We start from the raw sequence: 18,125 nt of genomic DNA, 5'->3' as shown, positions 1-18,125 counted from the left end.
GGGCCCCGGCCCGCTCCACAAGGAGATAGGCCGGGGCCCTCAAAAAATGATGGCGCCCTACTCGCAAATAACCTGGGGTAGGCCCATGTGCTTGAGCCCCTCAACACCAAACTCGATGCCGTAGCCAGACTGCTTGATACCACCAAAAGGAATACGGGGATCAATAGCGCCGTGCTTATTAATCCAGACGGTACCGGCCTCAATCTTGGACGCAACCTCGCGGGCCCGCTCAATATTAGGAGACCAGACCGAAGCGCCCAGCCCTACATCCAGCTTGTTGGCTTCCTCAATGGCCTCTTCCAGGGTGGAGTAACGAACAATCGGCAGAGCCGGGCCGAACTGCTCCTCAACCACCAGAGGATTATCGCCATCAATATCTGCAACCAAGGTAGTGGGGTAGAAGAAACCCTTGGCGCTCTCGTCGGGATCCCCACCCAGCAGAATACGGGCGCCAGAGTCCTTAGCTTTCTGGACCAGATCAGCAACAATATCGTACTGGGCCTTATTCTGAAGCGGCCCCAGAACATTCTGCTCGTCCAGACCAACACCCATAGGCATCTGCTGGGCAACAGCTAGCAACTCTTGGCAGACCTGATCATAGAGTGAGTCGGGTACGTAGAGACGCTTCAGAGCGGCGCAGGTTTGGCCGGTATTAATAAAGGCTCCCCAGAAGAGACCTTCAGCAATAGCCTTGGGGTCAGCATCATCAAGAACGATACCGGCATCATTACCACCAAGCTCCAGGGTGAGCCGCTTGAGTGTATCTGCTGCCGAGGCAGCAATTTTTCTACCCGTAGCGGTAGACCCGGTGAAAGTAATCTTGTCAAAGCCGGGGTGGGTGCTCATAGCTGCACCGACACCGCGATCAGCGGCAATAATCTGGACCACTCCCTCGGGCAGGACCGTATTGATAATCTCTACCAGGGCCAGCACGCTCAAAGTGGTGTACTCAGAGGGCTTGAGTACAATAGTGTTGCCCATACGCAGGGCTGGGGCAATCTGCCAGATAGAAATCATCAGCGGCCAGTTCCAGGGGCCAATGCCACCTACTACACCGATAGGCCGATAATTGAGGACAGCCCGTGTCTCTTCATCATCTACCAAGACCTCCTCATCCATAGCAAAGGAGGCTGTAGCCCGGGTCCAGGCCACGCAACCACCGACCTCAAAACGGGCGTTAGGTCCGTTCAGGGGCTTGCCTTGCTCCCTGGAAAGGAGCTCAGCCAGCGGCTCAGCGCTTGCCTCAATGGCATCAGCCATCTTCATCAGGTAGTCGCTACGCTCAGCGTGCGAGAGGGCACCCCAGGCTGGCTGGGCCGCCCGGGCTTTCTCGACCAGCTCGTTGAGGACGTCTTCGCCCTGCACCGGTGCAAGACCAATGAGCTCTTCGGTTGCCGGGTCAAAAACCTCTCGGCTGCCACCGGTGGTGACGCGCTCAAGAAGTTCCTGGTAGGTGGTGGGTAGTGACGACACTGTCAGCTCCTTAGTTATGTATGAACAGTTATATCCATGGTGGGATTGGGCTGCAGGGTTGCGTTAGGTGGGGAGCGCACAACCCTTGGCCTGGTGTGCTACGCCTCACTTCCGCTAAAGTGTGAGAAGCCCCCCAGAAAGGTAATCCATGCGCCAGCCCGTTCAGCAGTCTTCCCCCTACCACTTTCGGCACCACGACCCTATGGGCTTTACCCAGTGGGTTGAGCGGGTCCGGGAGACTTTTGGCCCCCTGGAGATCAAAGCCCCCAACCCAGGTAGCTTTAGGGCCAGCGCTCGCACTGCCTCCCTGGGGGAAATTATGCTCTTGGACATGCGCACACCGGCCCATTCAGTTAGCAGGGAGCCTGAGCCCTCAGAGCAGGTACAGGGCGGCTACTGCAAACTCAGCCTGCAATTAGAGGGACAATCCCAGGTAAGCCAGGACGGCCGTAGGTGCACCCTTAACCCCGGCGACCTTGCTCTCTATATCACCAAGCGTCCTTATCGACTTGATTACACCGGTCCCCAACGTAGCCTGGTCGTACTTTTCCCGCAGAGCTTCGTACACCTCAGCCCTGAATATACCGACCTGATAACGGCCACTCCGGTTTCTGAATCCCAGGGGCTTGGGAAATTCGCGGTTCCGCTTTTTGAGCAGCTAGCGACCAATCTGGAGGAGCTAGGAGGGCCTCACGCCTTAGCCTTGGTACGCTCTGCCCTAGAGATGGTCATTACAGTTATGATTGCTGAGTCTACACAAGCTGGGCGTCAACCGGCACACACAATATATCACCGAGCAGTAGCCTACATAGAGGAGCACCTGGACGACCCAGATCTAGGCCCCAGCAAAATAGCTGAAGCTCTCTATATTTCTCTACGCCAACTCCACAGCCGTTTTTCAGCCCACCAGCAGACAGTCTCTGCCTTTATTCGTGTCCGCCGTCTGGAAAGAATCCGAGAGGACCTAGCAAACCCGCGCTACAGGGCAGAGTCCGTGCAGGCCATCAGCGCCCGCTACGCCCTCTTTGATCCCTCCTATGTGAGCAAAGCCTTTAAAACTCAGTACGGTCTAAGTCCCTCAGCTTACCGTTCACAGATTCTTGGCTAGCTAGACCGGGTATCAACCGGAGAACCTCAGAGTCAGCTTATGAGCAACTAACGACTTCAAGATGGATAGGGTGGCCGGGTAGCTCGGCAGCTAGGGCTAACCCCACCTCTTGGGTAACCTCAACTACATTGTGGCTTGCACTGATACCCAATCTAACCTTGACTTGGGCAGGCAGGGAGCTGGCTTGCTCAGCGTCGTGCTCTAAAGCTTGGGCCCTTTCGGTATCTTCCGTCAAGAGCGGGGCACGGACCAGGTCTATCAGGTAAGGAGTACGCGGGTATAGCTTATGAGCCCCTGGAACCTGCAGAACTAGCTGCCGCAAGCGGTCAAGGTCAAGCTCCCCAGCGCTCCTGTCGTGAGGTTTACTAGCCCCTTCTTGTTCCTGAGAGGCCGGGGCATCAGCAGGCTCAAGGTAGATTTCCTGGATGGGCGCACTTGGGCTAGTCATTGAGGGATTTTTCATGAAGGTCCTGAATCGTGATATTGATTGCGACAATATTAAGCTTGCTGCACCGTTCCAGTGATTCCTGAATACTAGAGCGCAGGGCTTGGGCCAAATCTGGGATAACCAGACCTATCTGAACAGATGCTGTCACATTGACTTCCACAGGAGCCCCTGGGGTCTCAATGTCACCTTCTAGCCGGCACTGGCCGATGATTACTTCATCAAGTTCATCTGCAACAGCTCTTACAGCTGCCACAACAGCCCCTTCGTCCTGGCGGATGCGTACAGCCTGGTGTGGTGAGGGAAGGGGGATTGAACGGCCTGCCTTGGCTTCTAGAACCAGATTGCTCAGGAGGTTCTCCGCCCAGCTCAAATCCTTCTCTAGCTCTTTAACCTCGTGGTCAAAGTCTTGGCTAGCGAGGGAGTGAAGCTTGTGAAGAGAGGCGACTTTGCGGTCGCACTCCGGGCATGAATCAATATGACGTGTTAGCTGTGGCTTCTGTGAGTCTGTCTCTAAATCATCAACCCAGCTGCTCAGGGCGCTTAGAGGAATACTGCAGTTAGTCATTTTAGTTCTTTCCCTCCATCTCTTCGAGGAGTGTGGCCCGTGCACGTGCGAGTTTGCCCCGGACGCTGGGTGTGCTCATCCCCAGGGATTGAGCAATTTCTTGGTAGCTACAGGCGCCGTATTCACGCATGATCCAGACTCGCTGCTGATCTACCGGTAGTTTCTTGAGGGCCTGGCTGAGCGTATCAATCTCAGAGCGGCTCATTGCAAGGTCCTCAGGACTTGCTGAACCATCACTGAGGTGGTGGTAGTCATCGATATCCGCGTTAGGTTTGCGCTTCCTGAGCAGGTCGATACTTTTGCGACCGGTCAGTTTCATCACCCAGCTTTTAAACTGAGCGGGATCCTGGAGGGTATCAAGCTTTTGCCAGGCCTGTAGAAGAGAATCTTGGAGGGCATCATCCGCATCCGCTGAGTTACCGGTTAGTCGAATAGCATAGGCCCGCATCATGGGTAAATATGGTTGTACCAGCAAGCGGAAAGCCTGCGAGTCACCATCAACAGCTCGCTGCAGAAGTAGGCTTGGCGCTAACTCCGCGAGGTGACGGTTGCTCAGTTCTGTCACTACAGACTCCTGAAAGTATTGACGGGGTAAACCCCCTATGGCTAAGCGCGATGCTCTGGGGGGACAGTGCACCGCGCTTAGAATTTAGAGACAATTTATTTTACCGAACCCGCTGGGTCTCGTCTGCGAAGGTGGACCGCAGTCCACCGGTCACTCGGACCAGTAAGGGAATCTTGTGACCCAAAAGCTGATCTAAGCCCGCAACAACCTGGGCTGCCCTTTTTTCGAGGCTGGCGATGTCAGCACCCTGTCTGACCTCAAGTTTGACCGAGCAGGCTGAGGAGCGCTTGAGCTCCTGGGAGCTGACGGATACCGAGAGGATGTCGGGGTGACTTTCAAAGCCATCGGTGATGGCCTGCTTGATGAACTTATCGGAGATAGTGGTTCGTCCAGCGGTCTGGGTGTCCTGCTGACTGAGCAGGGTCTTTGATTTCTTAGGCTTCTGAGCAATTATTCCCATCATGAGGGCGATTACAACTAAGAGAAGTAAGAGAACAAAAAGCAGGGTCAGTAGGCTTGTCTGACCGTCAACGGTGTTGAAGGCAACCCTATCAAAGGCAGCTCGGGCAGGTTCCTCCAAGGGCTGTACATACTCGGCCCATAGATCTTGAGCTTGGGGCACAAGGGGAAGGCAAAGGCTCACAAGCCCTAGGACAAGTAAGACCAACCCCAGCACAGCTAGAAAGAAACGGTTTAGTTTTCTGGGAGTGTTACCCATTTTATATAGCTCCCTGCTTCTCAATAACTACCTTGGTACCCGGCTGGTCCTGCAAGGCCAGGTTGGCTACTGTCTGCTTAACCAGCTCATGCACCTGCTGCTGATCCAGCGGCCTGCCAGAGGTCGGCGTTACAGTAACTTTAATCTGGCGAGGGCTAACACTGGTTACTACCTGGTCCTGGTCAAGGCCGGTGCGAGCACGCACACTTGCGCTGATGGATGAGGCCAGGGCTTTATTATCAACCACCATAGCGAAGCGCCCTGAACGAGCACTGTGGCGGCTCAGGCGCCCCGGACGGAGGCTGAGGGCAAGCAATACCAGCCCCAGTAGAACTAGAACTGACCCAATGATGACGCCCCAAAGAGGGCTGAGAAGCTCATCGAGCTTAAAGAAGCCTGAAAAGAGATCCTCGCCGGTGATGAGGAGGGGAGGTTGGCCCAGGGCCGAAAGAACAAGTTCTGTGCCCAGCCAGGAAAGGCTCAAAATGAGTACAGTGTTGACAATGACTGTGGTCAGCCAGCGGGATGAGTGAGTCTCCTGGCGGGCCAGTAAGCGCTCATAAGGGCCAGCTTCTTGCCGTGAACCGATGAAAGAGGCCTGGTCAACCTGGCCTGAGGTCTGCTGATGCTGTGGTGTAGAGTTTTGTTGCTTCATTGCACCCTTGCCTTATCACTGCTGGGGCTAGTTGTTCCATCGAGTGCTATGTTGATTGATCCCACTTCTGAGCCACAGAGCTGAGTAAGTTGCCGGGCTATACGAGCCCGCGCCTGGGCAAGAAGATCAAAAATAGTTCCCTGCCCGTGGGTACCTTGAGCAAGAGCTTTTGCATCATGGATTGGGCCAAGCGGGTAGTCAAGGTTGATATCTACCCCCAGCTTGCCAGCATCATCAAAAATTGATGACTGGACATGATCGGAGGGTACACCAAGTTCCTGAGCCGCTACCGCATGAGACATAGAGACAAGAGCTTTCTTGCGTACTCTCGTGCTACCGGGGCCGCTATCGGTGGTATTTTTATTCATTAAAGGCCTGATCTATCCTATGCGCAGGTGGTTGAGTAACCACCTGCGCATGAATTTGGAATTCTGGGATTAGCGTGATGATGAATTCTTACGTACCGAATCCAGCATGTTACCCACTGAAAGATCTGAGCTCTGCACCAGGTGCCCAATCGTGGCACCTGCGGCCATCAGCACAGCAAAGAGGACAAACCCTCCAAAACCGTAGCGGAGGCCAGCAAAGGCCAGAAGGGCTCCTATGAGAGCGCCTGTGAATTCTTTAGACATTACTTAACGCGGCTTTCCTGCTCATCGTTCTTCTGCTCAGCGTCCTGGTCATCGCCGGGTACGTGAACATCAAGGACCTCAATGTTTACTTCGGTGACCTCAAGGCCAGCCAGTGACTGGATAGCCTCTACAACAGCCTTACGGGCGTTCTCGGCAACATCGTAGATGGGGTGGGGGTACTCAACGATGATGGACAGATCAACAGCAGCCTGAGTCTGGCCTACTTCTACGCTGATACCCTGCTTGAGGTTGTTGTCCTGGCCAACAGCGCTACGCAGAGCACCCATGGCACGAGCGGCACCGCCACCCAGATCGTAAACGCCTTCAACATCGCGCAGTGCGATACCGGCAATCTTGGCGACAACACCGTCATTGATGCTGGTGGTCCCCTGACCGGTTGCTGCACCGGTGTTCTTGACGGGAGCCTGGTTCTTCTTTTCAGCCAGGGTTGCGGGGGTGGTTGCAGGTGTCTGGTTCATATTATTTCCTAATTTCTGTTAGGTAGGTATTAAGGTGACAGCGCAGGTTGCGGAATCCGAAGAAACCGCAACCTATGCCAGTTGCGCTGTCATAGGTTAAGACGGGGTGAGCCCGGCAGATGTCACGCAGATTTCTAAAATTTTTTAATTTCTTTTTAGAACTGGCTGTGCCTGAGCCCTCTCCTACCTTTCAATCTAGCTGTTTATCCCTTGAAACCCAATAGCCTGGCAGAATTGAATACTACAAAAACTGACGAAAAGGCCATAGCGGCGGCGGCAATCATGGGGTTGAGCAGTCCAGCGGCCGCCACCGGAATTGCTACCGTGTTATAGGCAAAGGCCCAGAAGAGGTTGCCCTTAATGAGGCGCAGAGTAGCCCGAGAGAGCCTGATGGCGGTGGGCAGGGCGGCCAGATCACTGCGCATAATGGTCATATCTGCCGCTTCCATGGCCACATCGGTACCTGAACCCATAGCAACACCCAGGTCTGCCTTGGCTAGGGCGGCGGCATCGTTTACACCGTCACCGACCATAGCGACTCCCCGCCCGCCTTCTTGCAGGCGGGTAATGGTGGCTAGCTTATCGTGCGGGCTGACTTCTGCAAATACGTTCTCGGCTGCAATGCCCACCTCGGCGGCGATAGCCCGCGCTACCGGCTGAGCATCACCTGTGAGGAGGACGGGGGTCAGACCCAGTTCTTTAAGCTGGGTCAGCGCGGCAAGGGCATCGGGCTTGGGGGAGTCTTGGAGCGATACTAGCCCGGCAACCTGCCCATCGACAGCCAGAATCACGGTAGTCTGACCGGCCTCCTGCTGGGTGCGCAGGGCCTGGTCCTGGGCCTGGCTCAGCTCAACACCTTCACCGCTCAGAAAGCTCTTTTGCCCCAGGACAATATGACGGTGCGCGCCCTTGTGCAGGAGGGTTGCTCGCACGCCGCCACCGGGGGCTGACTCAAAATCGGTGACCGAGGGAAGAGTGTGGCTGCTTCCCTGTTTGTGGGCTGTGTGCGCGGCGGCTTCGACAGCGCGGGCAATGGGGTGCTCGGAGTGAGCCTCCGCCGCCCCGGCTAGGGCCAGCAGGCTGGTGGCGTCGTAGCCTGGGAAGGGGAAAACTTCGGTCACAGCCAGCTCACCGGTTGTCACGGTTCCGGTCTTATCCAGGACGATAGTACCTACTTTTTTGGTGTTTTCTAGTACCTGGGCTGAGCGAATCAGAATGCCGAGCTGGGACCCGCGCGAGGTGCCAGCTAGCAGGGCGGTAGGGGTCGCTAAACCTAGGGCACAGGGGCAGGCAATGACCAGGACGGAGACAGCGGCGGTGAAGGAATCGTTGATATCGCCGGTCACTAGGAGCCAGCCAGCCAGGGTGAGCACAGCTACCCCAATAACTATGGGAACAAAGACCGCCGATACCCTATCGGCTAGGCGGGCAATGGGAGCCTTGGTTGTTTGGGCTTGGGCTACGGTGCGGCTCATCTGCGCCAGGACCGTCTCGGTACCCACGCGGGTTGCGCGGACGGTGAGCGCCCCGGAGGTGTTGATGGTTGCCCCAATGACGGTGTCACCCACACCGACCTCCAGGGGGAGGGACTCACCGGTCAGCAGGGAGGTGTCCAGGGCGGAGCGTCCCTCGATTACTTGCCCGTCCACCGCAATTTTCTCGCCGGGGCGTACCAGAAAGATGTCGCCGGGGAGCAGGTCTTTGACCGGGACTTCTACCTGTGCACCGCCCTGAAGGATGGTAGCGCTCTTGGCTCCTACACTGAGCAAGGCGCGTAAAGCCTGGGATGAGCGGCGCTGGGTGCGGTGCTCAATATGCCGCCCCACCAGCAAAAAGAGGGTAATCATGGTGGCTGCATCAAAGTAGAGCATGTGTTCCATGCCGTGCCCGCCGTGGGAGCTGCTCGCGTGGGCGGTCATGCCGGGGTTGGTGGCAAGTTGCCAGAGCGAAAAAGCGTAGCTGGCAATAACACCCAAAGAGATGAGGGTGTCCATGGTCAAGGAGCCGTGGCGTAGATTGGTCCAGGCCGGGCGGTGAAAGGGGAGCGCCGACCAGGTGGCCACCGGCAGGGTGAGAGCCGCTACCACCCAGCCCCAGTGGGGGAACTGGAAGGTGGCGAACATAGAGATAAGGAAGACGGGTATGCTCAGCAAGGCCGCCAGGATGAGCTGGGGTAGAAGCCTTGCCTGAGCATCCTCGTCTGGGCACTGGGCCTCATCATTTTTGAGGGAGGCGGTGTAGCCGGCCTTTTCGATGGTTTCGATGATGTGCTCATCGGGCATATCTGCCGGGGCGATTACCCGCGCGGTTTCTAGGGGCAGGTTCACCGAGGGGGCTGTCCCTATCTTTTTGAGTTTGCGTTCCACCCGCCCCACGCAGGAGGCGCAGGTCATGCCCCCTACGCTCAGGGTGACGATGCGAGTGTCACCGGTCAAAAGGTCCGGGGCGGGTGCTGTGGGCATAGCTCTTTCTTTCAGTGCTGGCATTTAGGGGCTGGTGCGCCTTGGTAGCCAACTGGCGGGGCTGGCGGGAGAGCTACCCCTGACTAAGCTGGCTCAGGACTGGCGTTTTAGGGGGGCTTGCCAACGAGGTAGATTTCCCACCCGGTTAGGGGCTTAGGCGACCGGGGTGAACCCGGCTTCTTGAATAGCGGCGGTGACAGCGGCGGGGTCAAGATCGCCGGTGTGGCTGATGGTGACGGTGGATTGGCCGTCCTTGACAACCTCAACCTCAACGCCGGTGACGTTCTGGATCTCTTCGATTTCTTCGCGCACGCTCATGGCGCAGTGGTTGCAGGTGAGGCCGCTTGCTTTGACGGTGGTGGTCATGATTTTCTCCTTGGGTTAGCTCTTGACCAGGCGCGAGATAGCGGCCATGGCTTCTGAGATTTTTTCGTCGAGCGGTTCTTCGTGCCCGGTATCGTGTGCCTGATGGGCGGTGTCGACAAGGCAGTGGCGTACGTGGTCTTCGAGCAGTTGCAGACAGACGCTGTGGAGGGCTGCGTTGATGGCTGAGACCTGGGTAAGGATGTCTATGCAGTAGGTGTCCTCGTGCACCATGCGCTGGATACCGCGCACCTGCCCCTCGATGCGGCGGAGCCGTTTGAGGTAGGCATCTTTATCTGCGGTGTAGCCGTGCTGGTGTTCTACCGGGCAATGTTCTTGGCTCATGCCTCTTAACATATACCCCCATGGGGTATATTTTCAAGGGGTGTTATAGAAATTCTCCAGCCCGGCCCGATACTAAGTACCCTGTTAGACTGAAAGACATGGCTTCTTATATCGAGGACTACGCCCTACTCTCAGACATGAATACCGGTGCGCTTGTTTCGCGTAGCGGTTCCATCGACTGGTTCTGCGCCCCGCGCTTTGACTCTCGGGCCGTTTTTGCGGCTCTGTTGGGCGAGCGCGAGCACGGTCGATGGCTTTTAGCTCCCCTCGAATCGGTCAATCCTGCACCGGTAGAAGAGATCCGCACCGAACGTTCCTACCGCCAAAACACCTTCATTCTGCAAACCGTCTGGTTTGTGGGTGATTCCAGTGTGCGGGTTACCGAATTTATGCCGCTCTCCGGCGGGACCACTATCGTCCGTAACGTTGAGGGCTTGACCGGCGAAGTCACCATGTACCACGAGCTAGCCCTACGCTTTGACTACGGTCGCACTATTCCCTGGGTGACCCGTTACGGTGGTGTCGATACCGCAGGTAAGGCCGACCCATCCACTGACATGCTGGTGGGCATGGCAGGCCCCCATGCGCTGGTCTTCCGGGGCGACTCTCTACCCGAGGGCGACCCTGAATCTAAAGCCGAAACTTTCACCGTCTCGGCAGGCCAGAGCTACACCTTTACCTTGTCCTACTTTGCCTCCAACCACAACCCGCCTGCGCCGGTGGACTACCTCACCGCCTTGACCTACACCCAGGAGCAGTGGGGCGAATGGTCTGATCTCTACATGCCTGCCACTGCGGACGAAGAGCCCCCGGCCCCTGATGACGTCGGCACCACACCCCAGGCCACTGTGATTTCGGCGGTCCGCGATGTGGAGCAGGAGCACGAGAAACCCTCATCCCTACTGGACGCCGGTTCTAACACCGCCGCTCCTGAGGTAGACCTAGAAACCTACCAGGAGCTAGCTCAGACTGCGGCCCAGCAGATTGTTGTGCCTACCGCATCGGGCCGCCGTAATGAGGCTAACCAGCGTTACCGCACAGCTCGCCTGCGTTCCCTGCTGCTGCTGCGCGCCCTGATCTCCCGCGAAACCGGTGCCCTGGTTGCATCGGTGACCACCTCCCTGCCCGAGGTTATTGGTGGCAAACGCAACTATGACTTCCGGTTCACCTGGCTCCGCGACGTTGCCATGGCTATGGACGTTACCCTGGCCCACGGCCACGAACGCGAAACCGCCCAGCTCCGCAACTGGGTTCTGCGCGCGCTGGCTAATAATCCGCGTCAGATTCACGCGGTCTACGGGCTGGCTGGCGAAAAAGACGACATCGAGCGCCGCCTAGCCCTACCCGGTTACGAAGGCTCCCAGCCCGTCCGTTCCGGCAATGGCTCCGGCGACCGTTTCCAGGGTGATGCCCTGGGCCAGGTGCTGGTTACTTTTGCCCACCTGCGCGAGCAGGGGGTGGCCGAGGACCATCTGTCCTGGCCCCTCCAAAAGGCTCTGCTCAAGGCTGCGACCGAGCGCATTGGCCAGCCCGATCGTTCCATGTGGGAAACCTTTGGTGAACCTGCCGTCTATACCCACTCTCAGGCCATGCTCTGGGCGGCTTTCGACGCCGGTGTTTCGGCGGTGCGCGACTTCGGGCTGGACGGGGACGCCGCCGTCTGGGAGCACTGCCGCGATACAGTAGCTGAAGATATCTTGACCAAGGGTTATAACCAAGAGCTAGGGTGCTTTGTTTCTACCTATGGAGGATCAGCAGTAGATAGCTCTCTGCTGCAGCTCCCACAGATTGGCCTCTTAGCCTGGGACGACCCCCGTCTGTTGGCAACGGTAGAGCGAATAGAGCAGACTATCCGTCACCCATCGGGCATGATTTACCGCTACGATAATTCGGATTCTCATGATGGCTTTGAGGGGCAGAGTAACCCCCATTTCGTTTCCTCGCTGTGGTTGGCTGAACAGTATATTCGTTCGGGCCGCGAAGAGGATGGCCGTGCCCTGCTTGATACGGTTCTGGATAAGGCCAATGATTTGGGCTTGATGAGCCCCGAATACTCTTTTGACGAGCAGCGATTGACCGGTAACTTCCCGCAGGCACTTGCCCATATCTCCTTGGTGCGGGCGGTGCAGGCCCTGGGGCTCTAGGGCTTCTGGCCTTAGTTGTGGGGTTTCCTTCTGTCCCTGTGGGCCTAGAGGAACTTGTGGGCGGCCTCCACCAGAATGAGCACCCCGAAAACGAGCAGGACGGCTCCGGCGACTCCGTCAATGACCAGGGCCGCGCGGGGGTGCAGTAGCCACTTCATGGCCAGGGTGGCCAGGGAGATAATGACCGCGAACCAGGCCACGTTAATGCCGCCGTGAATCAAGGCCAGCAGGGATCCCATGAGGACCGGGCTAACGCTGGCAACCATAAAGGGCGGCACGCTAGCAATATAGAAGACCGCGATTTTGGGGTTGAGGATATTGGCGATAAAGCCGGCTAGAAAATCCTTGTGGGCGCTACCTGAGGGGCGGGGCGCCTGGTGTCCGCCGAGTGCGGCCTGACCCAGTTCGCCGGGTGCGGGCTGGGGCAGAGAAGCTAGGGCGGCCTGCTCAGTTTTGAGGGCGGTGACCTGGTTCCAGCGGCGCAGGGTGAGGAGGAAGCTGATTCCCAGATAGATGAGGTAGAGACCACCGGCTACCGTCATCAGGTCGAAGACAGTGGGTGCGGCTGCCATGAGCACGGCTAGGCCGGTTGCGGCGGTGACTCCCCAGATCAGGAGCCCGCTGGTAATACCCATGACGCAGGCGTAGGCGCTTTTCTTGCCCCCGGCCACCAAGGAGCGCAGTACTAGGGCGGTATCGGTGGCGGGAATGATGGTAATCAGGAAGGCGATACCGGCGAAACCAAGGAGTGCCTGTGTGAGAGTCATGGCTCCCACTGTAGGCTAGGTGCGAACAGCGTTCAATACCGTGAAAGCCAATAGTGGTTGTGGGTTTTTATCCGTTCGGCAGGGAAGGTGCAGGATGCACCTTTCCTATCGTTATATGTGCTTATGGCAATCTCAGCTAGGTGAAAGGACAAGCAAATGCGGATTGATGATTTTGGGGAGCGTCTTCGCCCAGTCGGCGTTTTTTATGTTGATGTACACCCCGCCCGGTGGAGGGAAGACGGGAGCCTGGAGTTCTTATTATTACGCCGTTTGAGCACAGATGCCGCGGTTCCTATGCCCGGTGAGTGGCAAACTGTGTCGGGCAAACTGGTGCAGGGGGAACGCATTTCGGATGCTTTCGCGCGTCAGGTTCATGCTAAGACAGGAAGCTGGCCCAGCCAGCTTTTTAAGTTTCGTAATGTAGCACAGTTTTATGATGATAACTACGATACGGTGATGCTGGTTCCGAATGCGGTAGCTATCATGCCCCCTGGGCCTGTGGAGCTTGATGAGACTCTCCACGATCAGTTTGTGTGGCTTCCCTGTGCCGATGCCCTGGAGACATTGATCTACCCCACGCAGAGGTGGGCGGTCGAGACGGCGGCCAAGTTATTGAGCTTGGGTGATGATGGAAAAACTTACGCACGAGAGGGACAGGTTGAGCTAACAGCCTTGGCATAGGCCAGGGGCATAGCAACTACTGTGCCTGGTGTGGTAGCTGCGGGGTAGGTGCCCCGGCAGGAGGGCTGCACCTGCGCCGTGTGAGAGCCGAGCCGGACTTGCTTCTTAGGGGGTTTCGTGCGCCTGCCTGCCCCAGCGGGCGGCTTTAGCCGCGCAGACCATGAGCTGAACCTGGTGGAAAATCATCAGCGGCAGAATGAGGGCACCCACCTGGGCTCCACCAAAAATGACGGCGGCCATGGGCAGGCCCGTGGCTAAGGACTTCTTGGAGCCGCAGAATTGGATAGCGACCCGGTCGCCGTAGCTAAAGTCCAGTTTGCGGGCAAGGACCCCGCTGAGCCAGAGCAGGAACTCCACCAGGAGCAGGGAGAGAACCACCAGAAACAGAATTTGCCAGGGACTAATGCGCCTCCAAATGCCCTGCACAATACCGTCCGAAAAGGCCGCGTAGACCACCATGGCGATAGAAAGCCGGTCAATATGCTTGGTCAGTTTGTTGCGGGCAATTTCTCCCACCCACCGTCGCAGAAGCTGGCCCAGGATAAAGGGCAGCAGGAGCTGAATGGCGATGTTCCCAAAGACTGAGCCAGAGATAACCAGCTGATCACTGCGCATCAGAAGCATGACCAGTAGGGGTGTGAGGACTACCCCGGCAAGGTTGGATGCGCTGGCGCTGACGATGGCACCGGCTACGTTGCCCTTAGCTAGGGAGGTAAAGGCGACCGAGGACTGCACGGTGGAGGGCACCAGGGTCATGAAGAGTAGGCCCAGGTAAAGCTCCCTGCCGATGACCGCCTGTAGGGGGTAGAGGGCAAGACCAATCAGCGGGAAAAGGATAAAGGTGAAGGCCAGGATGGTGCTGTGGAGCTGCCAATGTTTGAGGCCCTGGAGGGCTTCTTGGGGTGAGAGGCGCGCGCCGTAGAGGAAAAAGAGCAAGCCGATAGCTAGCTTGGTGGCTAGGCTGAAGCCCTGCGCGAAGTCCCCCCGCGCGGGTGCAAGGATAGCCAGGATAAGAGCTATCAGGATGAGGGTAATGAGCGGGTCGGGCCGCCAGGTTTTGAGCGGACGTTGAGGAGACACGGTGGTGGTGGCTAGGAATCTGACGGCCTGGGGCCGCCATTTTCTGGTTCTGCGGTGGGAGGGGTATCAGCCGGGGCCGGAGGTGCCTTAGGGTGAGCTGGTGCTTGATTCTGCTGGCCTGGCATGCCCGGCCCCTGTGGTGGCTGAGGTGCTTGGCGCAGGTGCGGGGGAATCCAACCGTTATTGAGCATATCTGCGACTCTACGGTCCCGGTATTGGGCGGGCTTACGGTAGGTTGTTTCTACAGAACCCCAGTGCTGGTTGGCCGGATTTTGGGGGTAAATACCCATGTAGTCAAGGGCCTGGAGGGGGTCAGCCCAGGATTCAGCGGGTTCTGCCGCAGGGATCATGGAGAGGGGGTAGGGCGGGTTGTTCTTGGGCCGCCAGATCAGACGGCCCGGCTCGCTGCGGTCACGCAGGGCGTGGGCGCGCCAGGTCACTGGCGGGTGGGTGGTGGTCAGGTTGTAGGCCCAGGTGAAGAAGCCCCGCTCGTAGACGGCGCGGTTGGCTAGTTCGTGGAAGTTCACATCGTTGACCAGGTATTTACCGGCGGCCAGGACGCAGGTGGTGGTTTCTGCCCCCTCCGGTGCGTAGCGGTAGCCAAAGTTATCGGCGGTGTATTCCTGGGTGCGGGAGAGGAGCTTGCCCGCAATAGGGATCTGCATGAAGAAGGAGGTGAAGATTAGGCGGAAGTAGCCGGTGTGGCCGGCGGCAATATGACCGACTTCGTGGCCGATGATAAAGCGCAGGGCCTCGGGGTTGCGTGCGGCCCCACCGATTTCGAAGAGGTCGGAATAGATGGCGATAAAACGGCGGTGCCCGTGCCCGGCGGCGTAGGCGTTGATGACACCGTTACCGAGTACGACATAGGCATCGGGTACTCGACGCAGGCCCGCTGCCTGGGCCGCTTCAACAACCATCTGGTAGGCATCGGGGAACTGGGTGGGGCTGATGCGCACACCTGTCATGCGTAGCTGGGCGTACATGAGGGCACGGGCCAGGAAGATCCCTAGGGGCAGGTAGATAGCCAGGACAACCAGCTGGCTGACCAGGCTCCCTAAGCCGCTGAAGGCGGGTTTACTGTCGGTGACAAGAGCGATGAAGGATGAGATCAGGTAGACGGCCCCACCCACGTAGGCCAGTAGGGTCAGGGCGTAGGCCATGATGACCAGGGGCAGCTCGGCGGGGTGCCGAATAGCGTTGATGAACTTGAAGGGCAGTAGGGACTGGTAGCCAAAGAGCTTGGGTGCCGGTAGCGGTGAGAAGGGACGTTGGCGCTTGTCTTCGGGCATCCAGCCCTTGCTGAGGTCGTTAGGTAGCGGGTTCTGTAGCCCTGGCTCGTGCGGGCCACTGGGGTGCCCGGCTGTACCTGTTGCTTGGTTGTGCCGGTTACCGCCATCTGCCGGTGGGGTGTTGGGTCTTCCCTGGTTGTCGGGGCCGCTGGTACCGCCTGGGGTGTTCTCGCTCATCTACTATCCTGCTGGCTAGGGTTTGTTTTCTACCCACCACAGTAGCAAGAAAGCTGGCTATGGTGCCTGTTTCTGCGGCTGCCGTGGAGTGGGCGGGTGCTTAGAGCACGGATTCACTGCGAACAACGGTGTGGAGAATCAGCAGGAAAAGGCTGACGGCGCAGAAGAAGATTTGGAGCAGGAGGATTTTTGCCGGGAGCACCCGGTAGGTGCGGGGCAGGTTGGCTAGGGTCCAGAGCAGGCTGGCGGCGTTGAGGGCCAGTACCGGCAGAATCAGGAAGGTCAGGAAGAAGGCTGCGATAGTTGCCACGCCCTGAACATGGATGAGGGGCGGTAAACCTTTTGCTGAGCGGGTAATCATGGTAGAAACTCCCTTGTTTCAGGCTGTAGGGCAAGTATCCCACATCCCTTGAGGCATTCAAACGTTCGGTGTCCCAGTTCACTGCTCTATCAGCCAACTGGATCGGGTCTGGCGTTCAGGGATGTTGGCTGATAGAGCGCTGAGCAAGGTGCTGTTTGAATAAACCTTATAGAGGTCTTAAAGGCGCTGTGCCCGCTCCCTGATAGTTCAGGGCGCGGGCACAGCGTGGCATTTGCCGAGAGGCTGGTTAGGCGACCAGTGCGGCGGTTGCCTCCGCGATAGCCTTCTCCTCGTTGGTGGGAACCACCAGAACGGGGATAGCAGAATCAGCGGTCGAAATCAGGCGGGGCTCGTCACTGCGTACCTTGTTGGCCTCAGCATCCAGCTTGATACCCAGGGCACCTAGGCGCTCTACGGCCAGCTGGCGGAACTGGTGGGAGTTCTCGCCGATACCCGCGGTAAAGACCAGGGCCTTCGCGCCGCCCACAGCAACGTGGTAGGCGCCGATGTACTTAGCCAGGCGGTAGGAGGTCATGTCCAGGGCCAGCTGAGCGCGGGCATCGCCAGCTTCCATTGCCTCAACAACAGCGCGCATGTCGTTGTTGCCAGCAATAGCCAGCAGGCCGGATTCCTTGTTGAGCAGGGCATCCATCTTAGCGGGAGTCATCTCGGGGTCGCGCATCATAATTGAGGTCAGAACCGAGGGGTCAATGTCTCCGGAGCGGGTACCCATGACCAGGCCAGCCAGGGGAGTGTAGCCCATAGAGGTATCCAGGCACTTGCCGCCCTGTACGGCGGTAATGGAAGCACCGTTACCCAGGTGGGCGATGACACCGTTGAACTCGGAACGGTCAAGACCCAGGAAGTCGGCGGCAATGCCGGTGACATAGTCGTGGGAGGTGCCGTGGAAGCCGTAGCGGCGCACACCGTACTTCTCGACCAGTTCTTGGGGCACAGCGTAGCGGTAGACGTGCTCGGGCATGGTGCCGTGGAAGGCGGTATCAAAGACAGCGACCATGGGGACACCGGGGTAGGTTTCCTGCGCGGCCTTGAGACCCAGAACGTGGGCGGGGTTGTGCAGGGGTGCCAGCGGTGAGAGTTCGTCAATTTGGGCGATAATCTCATCGGTGACTAGGACGGGCTCAGAGAAGACGTCGCCGCCCTGGACGATGCGGTGGCCAATAGCGTCGATGGTCTTGCCGTGCAGGGGTTCCACTAGGGCCTGAGCCATGATGTCCAGGGCCTCGGTGTGGGTGGGAATCTCTGCCCCACCGATATTTTCGATCAGGCCCTTAGCGATGACCTGGTTGTCTTCGCCGCTAGCGGAGGTGTCGCGCACCTGGTACTTGACCGATGATGAGCCACAGTTGATAACGAGAACGAGCATGTATGTTTTCCTTTGGTTTGGCGGGCTTTAGAGGGTCTGTGCCTGAATAGCGGTGATCGCTACGGTATTGATGATGTCTTCAACGGTGCAACCACGGGACAGGTCATTTACGGGCTTACGCAGGCCCTGCAGAATCGGGCCAACGGCGACAGCACCGGAGGTCTGCTGAACAGCCTTGTAGGTGTTGTTGCCGGTGTTCAGGTCCGGGAAGATGAAGACGGTAGCCTGACCAGCTACCTGGGAACCGGGCAGTTTGGAGGAGGCAATGGACATATTGGAGGCAGCGTCGAACTGGATGGGGCCTTCAAAAGCGAAGTCGGGGTTGGTTTCCCGGAGCTTGTCGGTGGCCTCAACAACGATTTCTACATCCGCCCCGGAGCCGGAGGTGCCGGTGGAGTAGGAGAGCATGGCGACCTTGGGGTC

Annotated in this window: 21 protein-coding genes; 3 read left to right on the top strand and 18 right to left on the bottom strand. The window is 58.0% G+C overall.

Annotated elements, in window-relative coordinates; genetic code table 11:
* Positions 1 to 57: 57 nt before the first annotated feature.
* Positions 58 to 1,473 carry an aldehyde dehydrogenase family protein gene (locus ACN080_RS03045; protein WP_419098896.1) on the bottom strand — a complete coding sequence of 472 codons (1,416 nt, stop codon included), beginning with the start codon at positions 1,471 to 1,473 and terminating at the stop codon, positions 58 to 60.
* A gap of 148 nt (positions 1,474 to 1,621) precedes the next feature.
* On the opposite strand from ACN080_RS03045, the gene ACN080_RS03040 reads away from it, so the two are divergent.
* Positions 1,622 to 2,581: a helix-turn-helix domain-containing protein gene (locus tag ACN080_RS03040; RefSeq protein ID WP_419113014.1), complete on the top strand. Its 960-nt coding sequence runs from the start codon at positions 1,622 to 1,624 to the stop codon at positions 2,579 to 2,581.
* A 37-nt stretch (positions 2,582 to 2,618) separates the two neighbouring features.
* Here the strand turns inward: ACN080_RS03040 and ACN080_RS03035 are convergent, their stop codons facing one another.
* From ACN080_RS03035 to ACN080_RS02985, 11 genes are all read right to left on the bottom strand, one after another.
* Positions 2,619 to 3,029, bottom strand: a complete 411-nt coding sequence (locus ACN080_RS03035) for a hypothetical protein (protein ID WP_419098898.1) — start codon at positions 3,027 to 3,029, stop codon at positions 2,619 to 2,621.
* The gene (locus ACN080_RS03030; protein WP_419113013.1) at positions 3,022 to 3,594 is read right to left on the bottom strand and encodes a hypothetical protein; all 573 of its coding nucleotides are present in this window, start codon (positions 3,592 to 3,594) and stop codon (positions 3,022 to 3,024) included. The genes ACN080_RS03035 and ACN080_RS03030 overlap by 8 nt, the downstream gene beginning before the upstream one ends.
* 1 nt (position 3,595) lies before the next feature.
* Positions 3,596 to 4,159, bottom strand: a complete 564-nt coding sequence (locus ACN080_RS03025; RefSeq protein WP_419098900.1) for an RNA polymerase sigma factor — start codon at positions 4,157 to 4,159, stop codon at positions 3,596 to 3,598.
* Positions 4,160 to 4,259: 100 nt separating this feature from the next.
* On the bottom strand, positions 4,260 to 4,877 hold the full coding sequence (locus tag ACN080_RS03020; protein ID WP_419104080.1) for a hypothetical protein: 618 nt from the start codon (positions 4,875 to 4,877) through the stop codon (positions 4,260 to 4,262).
* 1 nt (position 4,878) lies between these two features.
* Complete coding sequence (locus tag ACN080_RS03015; protein ID WP_419104081.1) at positions 4,879 to 5,532, bottom strand: DUF6286 domain-containing protein; 654 nt, start codon at positions 5,530 to 5,532, stop codon at positions 4,879 to 4,881.
* Positions 5,529 to 5,900, bottom strand: a complete 372-nt coding sequence (locus tag ACN080_RS03010; RefSeq protein WP_419098903.1) for a hypothetical protein — start codon at positions 5,898 to 5,900, stop codon at positions 5,529 to 5,531. Before ACN080_RS03010 ends, ACN080_RS03015 begins: the two co-directional genes overlap by 4 nt.
* Positions 5,901 to 5,969: 69 nt before the next feature.
* Positions 5,970 to 6,164: a hypothetical protein gene (locus ACN080_RS03005; protein WP_419098904.1), complete on the bottom strand. Its 195-nt coding sequence runs from the start codon at positions 6,162 to 6,164 to the stop codon at positions 5,970 to 5,972.
* Positions 6,164 to 6,643, bottom strand: a complete 480-nt coding sequence (locus ACN080_RS03000) for an Asp23/Gls24 family envelope stress response protein (protein ID WP_419104082.1) — start codon at positions 6,641 to 6,643, stop codon at positions 6,164 to 6,166. The genes ACN080_RS03005 and ACN080_RS03000 overlap by 1 nt, the downstream gene beginning before the upstream one ends.
* A gap of 203 nt (positions 6,644 to 6,846) precedes the next feature.
* A complete protein-coding gene (locus tag ACN080_RS02995) occupies positions 6,847 to 9,105 on the bottom strand; it encodes a heavy metal translocating P-type ATPase (protein ID WP_419113012.1) in 2,259 nt (752 codons plus the stop codon).
* 153 nt (positions 9,106 to 9,258) lie between these two features.
* Positions 9,259 to 9,471 (bottom strand): heavy-metal-associated domain-containing protein, encoded by a 213-nt coding sequence (locus tag ACN080_RS02990; RefSeq protein WP_419104084.1) that lies wholly within the window; start codon positions 9,469 to 9,471, stop codon positions 9,259 to 9,261.
* 15 nt (positions 9,472 to 9,486) lie between these two features.
* The gene (locus ACN080_RS02985; RefSeq protein WP_419113011.1) at positions 9,487 to 9,813 is read right to left on the bottom strand and encodes a metal-sensitive transcriptional regulator; all 327 of its coding nucleotides are present in this window, start codon (positions 9,811 to 9,813) and stop codon (positions 9,487 to 9,489) included.
* 98 nt (positions 9,814 to 9,911) lie between these two features.
* On the opposite strand from ACN080_RS02985, the gene ACN080_RS02980 reads away from it, so the two are divergent.
* Entirely contained in the window at positions 9,912 to 11,957 is a 2,046-nt protein-coding gene (locus ACN080_RS02980; RefSeq protein ID WP_419113010.1) for a glycoside hydrolase family 15 protein, read from the top strand.
* A 44-nt stretch (positions 11,958 to 12,001) separates the two neighbouring features.
* On the opposite strand, the gene ACN080_RS02975 is transcribed toward ACN080_RS02980, so the two are convergent.
* Positions 12,002 to 12,724, bottom strand: coding sequence for a LysE family translocator (locus tag ACN080_RS02975; protein ID WP_419113009.1), 723 nt, complete (start codon positions 12,722 to 12,724; stop codon positions 12,002 to 12,004).
* Positions 12,725 to 12,880: 156 nt separating this feature from the next.
* Between ACN080_RS02975 and ACN080_RS02970 the strand changes: the two genes are divergently transcribed.
* Positions 12,881 to 13,405: an NUDIX domain-containing protein gene (locus ACN080_RS02970; RefSeq protein ID WP_419113008.1), complete on the top strand. Its 525-nt coding sequence runs from the start codon at positions 12,881 to 12,883 to the stop codon at positions 13,403 to 13,405.
* A 105-nt stretch (positions 13,406 to 13,510) separates the two neighbouring features.
* Here ACN080_RS02970 and ACN080_RS02965 read toward each other — a convergent pair whose 3' ends face one another.
* The 5 genes from ACN080_RS02965 to ACN080_RS02945 form a co-directional block, all read right to left on the bottom strand.
* Entirely contained in the window at positions 13,511 to 14,485 is a 975-nt protein-coding gene (locus ACN080_RS02965; protein ID WP_419113007.1) for a bile acid:sodium symporter family protein, read from the bottom strand.
* A gap of 11 nt (positions 14,486 to 14,496) precedes the next feature.
* Positions 14,497 to 15,954 carry a M48 family metallopeptidase gene (locus tag ACN080_RS02960; RefSeq protein WP_419113006.1) on the bottom strand — a complete coding sequence of 486 codons (1,458 nt, stop codon included), beginning with the start codon at positions 15,952 to 15,954 and terminating at the stop codon, positions 14,497 to 14,499.
* A 100-nt stretch (positions 15,955 to 16,054) separates the two neighbouring features.
* Entirely contained in the window at positions 16,055 to 16,315 is a 261-nt protein-coding gene (locus tag ACN080_RS02955) for a hypothetical protein (protein ID WP_419098914.1), read from the bottom strand.
* Between the two features lie 247 nt (positions 16,316 to 16,562).
* Positions 16,563 to 17,702 (bottom strand): acetate/propionate family kinase, encoded by a 1,140-nt coding sequence (locus ACN080_RS02950; protein WP_419098915.1) that lies wholly within the window; start codon positions 17,700 to 17,702, stop codon positions 16,563 to 16,565.
* A 27-nt stretch (positions 17,703 to 17,729) separates the two neighbouring features.
* Positions 17,730 to 18,125, bottom strand: a 396-nt coding sequence (locus ACN080_RS02945) for a phosphate acyltransferase (protein WP_419113005.1), incomplete at its 5' end; no start/stop codon positions are given.

Source organism: Rothia sp. CCM 9416, assembly GCF_048513535.1.
GTDB lineage: Bacteria > Actinomycetota > Actinomycetes > Actinomycetales > Micrococcaceae > Rothia.
Note: the sequence above shows the minus strand (reverse complement) of the source record. Positions and strands in the feature narration are given on the sequence as shown.

What these genes read in the sequence shown, in the direction of transcription:
- ACN080_RS03040 (WP_419113014.1), top strand. Translation starts at nt 1,622, where the DNA reads ATGCGCCAGCCCGTTCAGCAGTCTTCCCCCTACCACTTTCGGCACCAC.
- ACN080_RS03035 (WP_419098898.1), bottom strand. Translation starts at nt 3,029, where the DNA reads ATGACTAGCCCAAGTGCGCCCATCCAGGAAATCTACCTTGAGCCTGCT.
- ACN080_RS03030 (WP_419113013.1), bottom strand. Translation starts at nt 3,594, where the DNA reads ATGACTAACTGCAGTATTCCTCTAAGCGCCCTGAGCAGCTGGGTTGAT.
- ACN080_RS03020 (WP_419104080.1), bottom strand. Translation starts at nt 4,877, where the DNA reads ATGGGTAACACTCCCAGAAAACTAAACCGTTTCTTTCTAGCTGTGCTG.
- ACN080_RS03015 (WP_419104081.1), bottom strand. Translation starts at nt 5,532, where the DNA reads ATGAAGCAACAAAACTCTACACCACAGCATCAGCAGACCTCAGGCCAG.
- ACN080_RS03010 (WP_419098903.1), bottom strand. Translation starts at nt 5,900, where the DNA reads ATGAATAAAAATACCACCGATAGCGGCCCCGGTAGCACGAGAGTACGC.
- ACN080_RS03005 (WP_419098904.1), bottom strand. Translation starts at nt 6,164, where the DNA reads ATGTCTAAAGAATTCACAGGCGCTCTCATAGGAGCCCTTCTGGCCTTT.
- ACN080_RS03000 (WP_419104082.1), bottom strand. Translation starts at nt 6,643, where the DNA reads ATGAACCAGACACCTGCAACCACCCCCGCAACCCTGGCTGAAAAGAAG.
- ACN080_RS02995 (WP_419113012.1), bottom strand. Translation starts at nt 9,105, where the DNA reads ATGCCCACAGCACCCGCCCCGGACCTTTTGACCGGTGACACTCGCATC.
- ACN080_RS02990 (WP_419104084.1), bottom strand. Translation starts at nt 9,471, where the DNA reads ATGACCACCACCGTCAAAGCAAGCGGCCTCACCTGCAACCACTGCGCC.
- ACN080_RS02985 (WP_419113011.1), bottom strand. Translation starts at nt 9,813, where the DNA reads ATGAGCCAAGAACATTGCCCGGTAGAACACCAGCACGGCTACACCGCA.
- ACN080_RS02980 (WP_419113010.1), top strand. Translation starts at nt 9,912, where the DNA reads ATGGCTTCTTATATCGAGGACTACGCCCTACTCTCAGACATGAATACC.
- ACN080_RS02975 (WP_419113009.1), bottom strand. Translation starts at nt 12,724, where the DNA reads ATGACTCTCACACAGGCACTCCTTGGTTTCGCCGGTATCGCCTTCCTG.
- ACN080_RS02970 (WP_419113008.1), top strand. Translation starts at nt 12,881, where the DNA reads ATGCGGATTGATGATTTTGGGGAGCGTCTTCGCCCAGTCGGCGTTTTT.
- ACN080_RS02960 (WP_419113006.1), bottom strand. Translation starts at nt 15,954, where the DNA reads ATGAGCGAGAACACCCCAGGCGGTACCAGCGGCCCCGACAACCAGGGA.
- ACN080_RS02955 (WP_419098914.1), bottom strand. Translation starts at nt 16,315, where the DNA reads ATGATTACCCGCTCAGCAAAAGGTTTACCGCCCCTCATCCATGTTCAG.
- ACN080_RS02950 (WP_419098915.1), bottom strand. Translation starts at nt 17,702, where the DNA reads ATGCTCGTTCTCGTTATCAACTGTGGCTCATCATCGGTCAAGTACCAG.